General features: G+C 42.6%; 12 protein-coding genes. 10 read left to right on the top strand and 2 right to left on the bottom strand.

Annotated features, from left to right (window positions below):
- The first annotated feature begins 58 nt into the window (after positions 1–58).
- The 5 genes from ACMXYO_RS07850 (at position 59) to ACMXYO_RS07830 (ending at position 4000) form a co-directional block, all read left to right on the top strand.
- Positions 59–640, top strand: coding sequence for a PilZ domain-containing protein (locus ACMXYO_RS07850; RefSeq protein ID WP_415887942.1), 582 nt, complete (start codon positions 59–61; stop codon positions 638–640).
- 3 nt (positions 641–643) lie between these two features.
- Positions 644–1492: a hypothetical protein gene (locus ACMXYO_RS07845; protein ID WP_415887941.1), complete on the top strand. Its 849-nt coding sequence runs from the start codon at positions 644–646 to the stop codon at positions 1490–1492.
- Complete coding sequence (locus ACMXYO_RS07840) at positions 1489–1809, top strand: hypothetical protein (RefSeq protein ID WP_415887940.1); 321 nt, start codon at positions 1489–1491, stop codon at positions 1807–1809. The genes ACMXYO_RS07845 and ACMXYO_RS07840 overlap by 4 nt, the downstream gene beginning before the upstream one ends.
- Positions 1810–2020: 211 nt before the next feature.
- Positions 2021–3310, top strand: coding sequence for a L,D-transpeptidase family protein (locus ACMXYO_RS07835; protein WP_415887939.1), 1290 nt, complete (start codon positions 2021–2023; stop codon positions 3308–3310).
- Positions 3311–3424: 114 nt separating this feature from the next.
- On the top strand, positions 3425–4000 hold the full coding sequence (locus ACMXYO_RS07830) for a DUF882 domain-containing protein (RefSeq protein WP_415887938.1): 576 nt from the start codon (positions 3425–3427) through the stop codon (positions 3998–4000).
- Between the two features lie 209 nt (positions 4001–4209).
- Here the strand turns inward: ACMXYO_RS07830 and rnhA are convergent, their stop codons facing one another.
- Complete coding sequence (gene rnhA / locus ACMXYO_RS07825) at positions 4210–4644, bottom strand: ribonuclease HI (protein WP_415887937.1); 435 nt, start codon at positions 4642–4644, stop codon at positions 4210–4212.
- The gene (locus ACMXYO_RS07820) at positions 4631–5401 is read right to left on the bottom strand and encodes a class I SAM-dependent methyltransferase (protein WP_415887936.1); all 771 of its coding nucleotides are present in this window, start codon (positions 5399–5401) and stop codon (positions 4631–4633) included. Before ACMXYO_RS07820 ends, rnhA begins: the two co-directional genes overlap by 14 nt.
- A 116-nt stretch (positions 5402–5517) precedes the next feature.
- Between ACMXYO_RS07820 and gloB the strand changes: the two genes are divergently transcribed.
- The 5 genes from gloB (at position 5518) to ACMXYO_RS07795 (ending at position 11515) form a co-directional block, all read left to right on the top strand.
- The gene (gene gloB / locus ACMXYO_RS07815; protein ID WP_415887935.1) at positions 5518–6291 is read left to right on the top strand and encodes a hydroxyacylglutathione hydrolase; all 774 of its coding nucleotides are present in this window, start codon (positions 5518–5520) and stop codon (positions 6289–6291) included.
- A 359-nt stretch (positions 6292–6650) separates the two neighbouring features.
- Complete coding sequence (locus ACMXYO_RS07810) at positions 6651–8231, top strand: LysM peptidoglycan-binding domain-containing protein (protein WP_415887934.1); 1581 nt, start codon at positions 6651–6653, stop codon at positions 8229–8231.
- Positions 8232–8248: 17 nt separating this feature from the next.
- On the top strand, positions 8249–8497 hold the full coding sequence (locus tag ACMXYO_RS07805; protein ID WP_415887933.1) for a hypothetical protein: 249 nt from the start codon (positions 8249–8251) through the stop codon (positions 8495–8497).
- A gap of 85 nt (positions 8498–8582) precedes the next feature.
- The gene (locus ACMXYO_RS07800) at positions 8583–10418 is read left to right on the top strand and encodes an extracellular solute-binding protein (protein WP_415887932.1); all 1836 of its coding nucleotides are present in this window, start codon (positions 8583–8585) and stop codon (positions 10416–10418) included.
- Positions 10418–11515, top strand: coding sequence for a microcin C ABC transporter permease YejB (locus ACMXYO_RS07795; RefSeq protein WP_415887931.1), 1098 nt, complete (start codon positions 10418–10420; stop codon positions 11513–11515). Before ACMXYO_RS07800 ends, ACMXYO_RS07795 begins: the two co-directional genes overlap by 1 nt.

The raw sequence follows: 11515 nt of genomic DNA, 5'->3' as shown, positions 1-11515 counted from the left end.
GTACGCATTTATTCATATACTCCAAACTATCTATGCAATATTAATTTGAGGGCAAAGCATGCAGGAACAAGATCGCCGTCAGTATTTTCGTATTGACCAACATGTTTCTTTAGAACTGAAAGTCATTTCTGAATCAGAAATTTCTGATCATCCAAACCCTACTCAGTTCGATGTTTCGCCAAACTTTTTATTATTAAGCCAGCTTCAATCGCTTGATAGTGATAGCAGCCACCTATTACGTAAGGTCGCAGAAAAAGATAGCAATATTGCGACCTTGTTAACGGTTATGCATAACAAGATTGAGCGAATTGCCCAAGCGATAGCTTCAACAGAAATGACTGTTGGTCAAAGCGCAATCCAAGAAGTCAATTTATCCGAAGGGGGCTTACAATTCAGACACAATGAAGCCATTGAGGAAGATGCATTCTTGTCCATCAAGCTCGTGTTCCCTGATTCATGTATCGGCCTTTTACTCTACGCCCAGTGCCTGAGAAGTGATTCCATGGGCGATGGCAGCCACCTGACCAGCGTAGAGTTTATTAAAATGCCTGAGAATTGCCGCATGATTTTGGCTCGCCAAATTTTCGAAAGCCAAGCTAAACTACGCAAACAGCAAACTGAAGAACCACAAGAAGCTTAAGTAATGACCAAAGGGATCATTGCACTCACACAAGCTTTTGATCGACTGAACCAAGTACAAAAGTCACTAAGCACTCAACTTCAACAAACTGACTGTAGATATTGGCTGTTTAGTGATAACCAACTGGATTCGTCATTGACGGACGCTATAAACACTATCACCAATATATGGCATTCAGCCGGAGGAGATGGTCGGCGTACCCAGAACCTATACGGCCTCATTGGTGTGCCTTCCCATATCATTCCACTGATCCACCAGCTCAATACTCATAAGCAAAATTTTCAAACTAGCGTCAGAAAATTTCGTGAAATTCACGGGAATCCAAACCAAATTATCTATAAACGCGCGGAAGAACTTAATTTAGCTCTTCAACAGCAAGGCATGGCGCGCGTCAACTTAAAACAGTGTTACCGCCAAATACCACTACTAGAAAAACGCCCAAACAAGGTGACATTTAGTTGGTACAGTAGCGGCAGAAGCCTAAAGAAAGTATCGATTAAAGAGGCTGAGCAGCGCCTGTTAGCTATGGATACGAATCAATTACATATCCAGCTACAGCTTCAAGCTTTAGGTAAAATTCCAAGTAATGAAGTATTGATACAGTTACAAAAACAAGTTCCGGTAATGCGTACGAATATAGTTTGGAAAGATAAAGACAAACTAATCAGAAAAGCTCGCAATTGTCCGCTTCCTTTATTTTTCCCTTTAGGTGCAGAAGAGGCTTTTCCGGAATATAATACCCCCTCTTTTACACCCCCCGATCAACGCAAACGGCAGCTTCGGAGTGATGTAATTATTGACCCCGAACCTTATTTGCCGAGTTTGCGCTTACACCGCTACAAAAAAACATGACAGAAGAAAAAACGAACAAAAGCACTAAACTCCATCATTTAGCGGCTGGTATAGGTTTCGCTGGCTTAATTTTGTGGTATTACGCAGGCTATAAACTAGGTTTTCTTGACTGGGCCATTCAGCAAGTCCCACCCAAATATGCTGGTGCAGGCATGATGGTTGGTGTCATGATCATGATGACGCCAGGCTTTTTCATTTGGTCCCGATATAACCGCTGGATTGAAAAGCGCTTAAACATCACTGGCCAATATTATGAAGATGAGTACTACAAAAACGACGAAGCTCTAAAAGAGCAACGAAAAAACAAAAAGAAGTAATATCCGTAGTGAAACTTATAGCACTCGGAACTCCCACTTATTCCTGAGTGCTCTTCAGCCTTAATTAAGGCTATACCGTTTAATATTTCCCTTGAAAAACCTTCACGTTATCTAACTTGAAGAATATCCAATCTAATTCTGTAATTAATAAACCCCTTTATTTTGTCGCTAATGGGCATGGCAAATGAGACATCGAAGTAGGAGGCTAATCATGCAGTCTTTACTTGCTTTAGTTATGCTTACTCTCGGCTGCTATGTCCCACTGTGTCTAAGCATGGAACTAGCGGTGACCTCCCCACTACCAAGCACTAACAAACATACATTTACCGATACTACTGCTGACTTATTAGATCCTTTATCAAATACAGAAGATGTGAAGAACCTTGCTAATGACTTAAACCAAATACAACTATTACAGCAAGAATATGACAAGTACCGCACTTTGGCAGACACAACGGAGTGGAAAACTATTCCAAGAGGACCACTATTAAGATTCGGTGATACCCACCCACACGTATCTATGATTCGTGAAAAATTAACAAAACTTGGCGATCTTTCATTAGCCAATTGTTCTTCAATTACTGATCCACTCTTCGATATAGAGTTACACGAAGGTTTAAAGAAATTTCAAAAAAGGCACGGTGCTAAAGTAGATGGCATTGTAGGTCCCGAAACAAGACGTACTCTAAATGTTTCTCTTCATAAAAGAGCGGATCAGTTATACGTAAATATTCTTCGGCTGCAGCAGTTCCAACCAAACACTGACCGCTACATTCGAGTCAATGTGCCTGCTTTTAAACTGGATTTGATTGAGCAAGGCAAATCAATCCTGAGTATGAAAACCATCGTGGGTAAGAAAAAAAGAAAAACCCCGATCTTCGAAACCGAAGTAAACCGAATTGTGATTAACCCCTCGTGGCACGTACCTAAGAGTATTGCTTATAAAGATATCTTGCCGGAACTTGAAAGGGATCCAAACTTTTTAAAAAAAGCCAGACTTCAGCTTGTGAGCGGATGGGGAAAAAATCAACGTATTATCACTAATGAAAATATAGAGTACGACAAACTCTACAAAGGGGAAAACTATCAACGATTTTGGGAAGCACCAAGCTCATCAAACACGCTTGGAAGTGTGAAATTTCTAACCTCTGGCCCTTATTCCGTATATCTACACGACACTTCAGCTAAGCGTCTTTTCGATGAATCTAAGCGCGCTTTTAGTTCAGGCTGTATTCGTGTTGAGCAACCTCGTCAACTTGCAGATCAACTAATGCGGATGACCCAAGGTTGGAACAGCAGCCAACTAGATCCACTATTCACACAAGAAAAAACAAAGCACATTCGCTTATTAGATCCAATCCCGTTGCATGTGACCTATTGGACTGCATTTATCGATAAAGATGGCGATTTAAACTTCCGGCATGACCTATACAAACGAGATAGGTACGACTTAACGAGACTAACAGAAGGGACTCAAAGTGCAGACGCACGTCAAAATTGAGCAAACTGCTCATAACCTACACAAGAATAATTCATGCAAATAGCTGGTTAATTTATATACAAACAAATATTTGATCAGGCATAATCATTTCTTTTCCAGATGTATAGACTCCTAATGACCGATCAGATAGATTCTATTAATATCCCTTCTCCGACACGACGTAAATTTTTAAATGCCCTAGGTGGATTATCAGCATTAAGCGCCATACCATCTGCAGCCTTCGGCAATATCCATAAGGCCAAAGACCACTCGCTATCCTTGGTCAACCTCCACACAGGCGAAACGTTAAATAGTACATTTTTCACTCAGGGTAGTTTTCAAGAAGATAGTCTTGGCGCACTTGATCACCTATTGCGCGATCATCGAACAGATCAAGTTCACCCAATGAACCAACAGTTAATTATGCTGCTGCATGATCTGCAACAAACCTTCGGTGCTCATAAGCCTATTCACGTCATATCTGCTTATCGCTCACCTAAAACCAATGCCATGTTGAGCAGTAAAAGCGGAAAAGTAGCTAAAAAGAGCCTACACATGCAGGGAAAAGCTATTGATATTCGTATCCCGGGTGTAGATGTCAAAGATCTACAACGCGCAGCATTGAGTATGAAGTCTGGAGGTGTCGGCTTATATACGCGCAGTAATTTTGTGCATCTAGATGTAGGCCGCGTAAGACAGTGGGGAGCATAAAGCATACCGCTACGGGCTTTTATGAGTAGGAATAGATTTATTCTGCGCTTCTATCTGATTACTTTCAGCTTCGACTTCACTGTTAGGTTGAGTCGGAGCTGACAATTCACCACCAGCAATCCGTAACTTTTGGCTACGGCCACTTATCGAAAAATTCTCAGCATATCAACTGACAGCAAACTATTTACTTAGCTTTAGAGCTAATCATGCTAATTTAACTCTTCAACACCACGGTTTGCCAGTTGATCAGCCAATTCATTTTCAGGATGGCCGCTATGCCCTTTAACCCAACGCCAATCGATTGTATGTGCCTCAGTAGCTTTATCTAACCGCTGCCATAGGTCAGCATTTTTTACAGGTTTTTTTTGTGAGTTTTTCCAACCGCGCTTCTTCCAGCCATCAATCCATTCAGTGATGCCTTGTCTGACATATTGAGAGTCTGTGGTTAGGATAACTTCACATGGGCGATTAAGAGTCTCTAAAGCCTTGATCGCTGCCATTAATTCCATGCGATTGTTGGTAGTACCATGCTCACCACCCCAGAGCTGCTTTTCAGCATCCCCATAACGCATAACAGCACCCCACCCTCCTGGTCCAGGGTTTCCTTTACAAGCACCATCAGTGAATATTTCAACGATCTTCACAAACTTTCCTTAATGATTTTCGGGTAGTGGGTTCCGCGACTGGCAGAGTAATGAGCCTTCTTAACCCCCAGCCAGAACGCAGCGGAGTCATGCCAGCAATATCTTTACGCGCCAACAAAACAGAAAACGCCCCCGTATGACCGGGTAAACGTCTTGCAACACTTTCGACTAGCCTAAAACGACTTCGCCATTTGGCCTTAGTGAAAGGAGCGCGATAATAACCTGAAAGTTGACGTAATTCAGTTAATTCTAAAAGCTTTAACCAATCAGATAGCCTTCTATGGCTAAGGAATCGACCACTCCAAGGGGGTAAATCATGGTTCCGTTTTGTCAGTCGATAAAGCCCCCAAGAGCTCACCGGATTAAACCCGACAATAACAACATGACCACCTGGTCTTAGGATTCTGGAGGCCTCCCTTAAAACTTGATGGGGGGAATCAGTGAAATCTAACGCATGGTGAAGAAGGACTACGTCAACACTCTCATGAGCTAAAGGTAGCTCTGCATTATCTGCAACAATACAGTGATCACTGACCCCTAAGCTAAGTTTAGGAATAATAGAAAAACAATGGGTTACAGGACTGCCTTCAAATAAAGTTATCCGACTATCTACAGACAGCTGGGCTAAGTGCATTCCAAACAGAGCACCGACCACCCGCTCTACTGTATCTCTTTCATCCTGTAGCAGCTCCTGACCTAGTTCGGTATCAAACCAAGCCATGATATGTGGAAGCTGAGCGTCTAATGAGCGACTCATATTATTCGCCATAAATTTGTCTAATTAGAACTGGTCCGATGTAATATAAGCAGTATTATATTTCTTTTATAACACTGCAAATGAAGGTTTTACCTTTCAGTTATAGGAGCTGTCAAATGTTTAGCGTTACTCCAATTCCTGCTTTTTCAGATAATTATATTTGGCTCCTTAAACTACCTAACAGTCGCAAAGTCGCTGTTGTAGATCCAGGCGATGCCGCTCCAGTTATTCGCTACTTAAATGATAATAACTTTGAACTAGACGTTATCTTAATTACACATCACCATTACGATCACACTGACGGCGTAAAAGAACTTACGGACAGATATCAAGTTCCCGTTTATGGGCCTCACAACTCTCCTTTTTCAGGCATAACGCATTTCCTTAAAGAAGGTGAAAAATTGGACATCTGGGGGCAACAACTCATCATTAAAGAGATCCCTGGACATACACTCGATCACATCAGTTATTTCATAAACGGAGAGCAGCCTCAATTATTTTGCGGTGACACTCTATTCTTAGCTGGATGCGGGCGTTTGTTTGAAGGTACACCGAAGCAGATGTTAGCGGCAATGACTCATTTCCAATCTTTGCCTGACAACACCGAAGTTTATTGCACCCATGAATACTCACTGGCAAATCTAGCCTTTGCTGAAGCAGTTGAACCTGAAAATACTGATGTCAAAGATGCGATAAACCTGTGTTCCAAGCTTCGGAATTCTGATCGCCCGACCTTACCAACAACTATTGCCCAAGAAAAACGTATTAACCCCTTTATGCGCTCGGATCAGGTAAGTGTTATTACCGCTGCTCAGAAATTTACTCATCAGACTCAGCTAGATCAAGAAGCCGTATTTGCAGCCATCAGAGAATGGAAGAATCAATTTTAATTTGTTGATTTTCTAGCTTTTCCAGAGAACTCTTGACCCTTCAAGGGCCACTGATAGAATGGATCGATTTGGGAACCTGCGAATAAGCCTCATACGTTCTCAGTGGGCTATAAAATGACCAGATCCGCGAAAGTCAGTACAGCGAAATGTCTAGACCTTTTCAAGCTGACTGACAAAGTAGATGGTCATTTTAGAGTCCACCCTACGGGGCTTGCAGAGCAACCGAATCACTTTGTTAATGATTTTCGACAGGCAACCAGCAAGCCTGTAATCATTGCCTCGTGCTTCAATTGCTCTGTAAGCCTGAATCGTATAGGGTTTGTTCGCAGGTTCCGTTACCTCCTAAGCATCGGAGCACCATGTTTTCATCTTCTAAATCGGTCCTGCTATCTATAGCTGCAGGCGTTGTATTAAGCGGTTGCCAATCCGTTACCGAAAAAAACACCACCCCATCTAATAACGGCATAGATAGTCAGCCTTTTCAGGCAAAAAACATCTCTCATTTTGATGATGAAGCTGAACCTACTCCTAATGATTTATGGGAAGTCACTCGCAATCATATGGAGATGGAACTGCATCTAGATAACCCTAGAGTTCAAACCCATCTCAGATGGTACAAAAAACACCCGAACCATATGGAACGGGTCGTAAAACGTGCAGCACCTTATTATCACCATATTTTAAACAGCGCGATTGAACGCGGAATTCCTGTTGAATTAGCACTACTTCCGATCATTGAGAGTGCATACGATCCATTTGCCTACTCTCATGGCCGAGCAGCAGGACCATGGCAATTCATTCCTTCTACTGGTAAGTATTTTGGCCTAAAACAAAACTGGTGGTACGACGGACGCCGAGATATTTTGAATTCAACTGATGCTGCCTACACGTACTTAAAAAAGCTACATAAACGCTTTGACGGAGACTGGTTACTTGCCCTAGCAGCTTATAACGCAGGCGGTGGCAACGTATCTAAAGCAATTAGGCGTAACAAGCAAAAAGATAAACCAACCGACTACTGGTCCCTCAATCTACCAAAAGAAACCATGGCTTATGTCCCTAGATTTTTGGCTGTAGCTGCAGTTGTTAAAAACTCAGAGTATTACGGCTTAACTCTACAGCCAATTCCAAACAAACCTCATTTCAGGGTGGTAGAAACAGGTAGCCAAATTGATATTGCCCAAGCAGCAACTATGGCGAATATCAGTACAAAGGAATTGTATCTTTTAAATCCAGGATTTAACCGCTGGGCAACAGCTCCGGAAGGACCACATCGTTTACTAGTCCCAGTAGAGAACGCTGAACAATTTACCAATGCACTTAAAGAGCTACCGAGCAACCAACGCGTTAAATGGGTACGTCACAAAATTCAGTCTGGAGACTCATTAATTGCCATTGCTAACAAATATAAAACTTCAGTAAACCTCATCCGTTCGACCAACAAAATTAGTGGTAACAATATCCGTGCAGGTAAAACGCTGCTAATACCAACCGCAAGCAAGCAGGCATCAGAGTACGTTCTCAGTCAGCAACAACGTCATGCTGATAGACAGAAGACGATTTCACGTACAACTGATCGCCAACAAAAGCATCATACGGTCCAGTCAGGTGATAGTTTTTGGAGCATTGCCAACCGTTACAACGTCGGTGTACGTCAGTTAGCACGTTGGAACAGCATGGCACCAGGTGACCCATTACGAGTTGGCAAGAAACTAGTTATTTGGAGCAAACCAACACAAACCGCGCTAAACGAAACCGATCGCCAAGTAATCCGCAAAGTGGGTTACAAGGTACGCCAAGGTGATTCGCTTTCTGTTATCGCCAACAAATTTAATGTTAATGTGGCAGATATCTTACGTTGGAACAAGATCAACAAAGCTAAGTATATTCGCCCAGGGCAACATCTGACCTTGTATGTAGATGTTACCCGAGCACACTAATTCAGGACGACTGACTCATGGACGCTACAAGTATTTTTATTATTGTTTTTGCGACAGTCACTGCAATTGCGTTTAAAGTCATTCTTTATAAACGCATTCAAAAGTGGATGGATCAAGACCTAATAAAAGGCCTAGCTGATGGCAATGAGGAAAAACTAACGTTCCTACAACTGCAATATCAGCAACTCGTCGACGCCAAAGTTAAGCGTAAGCATCTCCATAATCAGCTAACTGAATTGTCCGAACAATTTGAACAAAAAAGCTAAGGAACAGTCTTATCAGTGGCTTTTACTGGAACCCAGCAAAGGTCACTGATATAAAAGATAATTTACGTTAAGAAGGAACCTTAGATTGCTTACACTCAAACCTCGTACTTGCTCTTCTCTACGCAAATTAAGTATTTGGTTGTGCCTTTCCAGTTTCCTTACTCCTGCACCTCTATTGGCAGATGTGGTTACATCGAGCCATGGCATTGCAATACATGGCGACCTTAAATACCCTGCCAACTTTAAGCACTTTGATTATGTGAACCCTGATGCACCCAAAGGCGGCAAAGCCATTCAATCTGCTTTGGGAACATTTGATAGCTTTAACAACTTCATCGTCAAAGGAACCCCTGCTGACGGGCTTGGCCTCCTATACGATAGTTTACTTGGTAAAGCTCAAGACGAACCTTTTTCCCTATATGGTCTCGTTGCTGAATCGCTAGAAGTGCCAGCTGATCGTAGCTGGATTATTTTTAATATACGCCCTGAAGCAAAATTTAGTGACGGCCACTCAATTACTGCAGAAGACGTAGTTTTCAGTTTAGAAACCTTGAGATCTAAAGGCGCACCTTTCTACAAAGCATACTATGCCGACATAGAATCAGTTGAAGCACTTAATCCTCACCGAGTTAAATTTAATTTCCGCAACAACCTTAACCGTGAGTTAGCCCTTATCGTTGGTGAAATTGCAATTTTGCCTAAACATTTTTGGCAAGATAGAGATTTCCAAAAACCGAGTTTAGATATTCCGGTTGCCTCTGGTTCATACACGATTGATAGTTTTGATGCCGGGCGTAGTATCACCTATAAGCTAAGCCCTGATTACTGGGGTAAAGACCTACCCGTTAATATAGGTCGTCATAATATTAAATTTCTTACCTACGATTACTACAGGGATAACACGGTAGCAATGGAAGCTTTTAAAGCTGGTGAATACGATTTCCGTCAAGAAAATTCATCAAAGCGCTGGGCTACTAGCTATACCGGGTCTGCAGTAGATTCAGGCAAGATAATTGTCAAAGAGTTAGGTCATGAAAACCCAACGGGTATGCAAGCCTTCGTTCTAAACACTCGACGACCGCAATTTGAAGACCCGCGTGTTAGACAAGCACTAGCGCTAGCATTTGATTTCGAATGGACCAATAGAAACATCTTTTACAACGCCTATACCCGTACCCATAGCTTTTTCTCCAACTCGGAGATGGCCGCCACTAGCCTGCCAACCGAGAAAGAGATCGAGATACTTGAGCCTATTCGTGACCAAATCCCTACCGAGGTATTTACTCAAATTTACCGTGCTCCTGAAACCAGTGGTAATGGCCGAATCTATACCGAGCTGCGTCAAGCTAAACGCCTACTTCAACAAGCCGGATGGATCTTTAAACAAGGTAAGTTAGTCCACAAAGAGACTGGCGAACCACTTAAAATCGAAATGCTGCTTTATTCACCTGCTTTCGAACGAGTAGTCGCTCCCTTTATTCGTAACTTGGAACGATTGGGTATTCACTCAAGCATTCGTTTAGTTGATGTTTCACAATACATCAGCCGCCTGCGTAAGTATGATTTTGACGTAGTTGTAAGCGGATTTGGTCAATCCTCCTCACCGGGTAATGAACAACGTGATTACTGGCATTCCTCTGGTGCTGATGTTGAAGGCAGCCGTAATCTCATCGGAATCAAAAATCCAGCGGTTGATTACCTAGTAGACCAGCTTATTCAATCCCCTGATCGTGAGCAGTTGGTTTTACGAACTCGTGCCCTTGATCGCGTGCTGCAATGGAATCATTACGTTATCCCTCAATACCATATTAATAAATATAGAGTGGCTTATTGGGATAAATTTGAAATGCCGAGCACTCGCCCTAAATACAATCTAGGTTTTGATACTTGGTGGATCAAACCATCCGAGGGCGCTAAATAATGGCTGCGTATATCCTAAGGCGTTTACTTCTGATCATTCCTACCTTGATAGGAATTCTGACGATCAACTTTATCATTGTTCAAGCAGCCCCTGGCGGCCCCGTTGAGCAAACGATTGCTCAATTGGAAGGCATTAATGTCGGTGCGACGGCTCGAGTCAGTGGCGCACAAAATGACCTAACAACCGAAGCGAGCAGCGCGAATGGTGGTGACAGTAGCTATCGTGGTGCGAGAGGCTTAGACCCAGAATTGGTAAAAGAGATCGAAGCGCTATACGGTTTTGATAAACCCGCTCACGAACGCTTTTGGCAGATGCTAAAAAACTACGCCGTTTTCGATTTTGGAAATAGCTTATTTAGTGACAAATCGGTAGTCGATTTAATCATCGAAAAACTACCGGTCTCTATCTCCTTAGGCCTTTGGGCGACATTGATTACTTACGCTGTTTCCATTCCTTTAGGTATACGTAAAGCAGTTAAAGACGGCACCCCTTTTGATGTCTGGACCAGTACCGCAATAATCGTTGGCTACGCCATTCCGAACTTCCTATTTGCGATTTTACTGATCGTCATCTTCGCAGGCGGCACTTGGTTAGACTGGTTCCCACTTCGAGGACTGACGTCACCTAACTTTGATGAATTAAGTTTGTGGGGCCAGATTAAAGATTACTTCTGGCACATCACCCTACCAGTTATCGCAACTGTTATCGGCAGTTTTGCGACATTAACGATGCTAACCAAAAATTCATTTTTAGATGAGATCAACAAGCAATATGTGCTTACGGCACGTGCTAAAGGCCTTTCCGAAAAAAAAGTCCTTTATGGTCACGTCTTCCGTAACGCCATGCTTATCATCATTGCTGGTATGCCTGCAGCGCTTATCTCAATCTTCTTTACCGGCTCTATGCTGATTGAGGTCATCTTCTCCCTTGATGGCATTGGGCTTCTAGGTTATGAGGCGGTAATCAACCGTGATTACCCTGTTATCTTTGGCACCCTGTATATCTTCACCCTTATCGGTTTATTACTTAAATTGATCAGTGACATTACTTATGTACTGGTAGACCCAAGAATAGACTTTGAAAGCAGGGAGCTTTGA

Origin of the sequence: Neptuniibacter sp. QD37_6, from assembly GCF_047778085.1 — a bacterium.
Lineage (GTDB): Bacteria > Pseudomonadota > Gammaproteobacteria > Pseudomonadales > Balneatricaceae > Neptuniibacter.
Note: the sequence above shows the minus strand (reverse complement) of the source record. Positions and strands in the feature narration are given on the sequence as shown.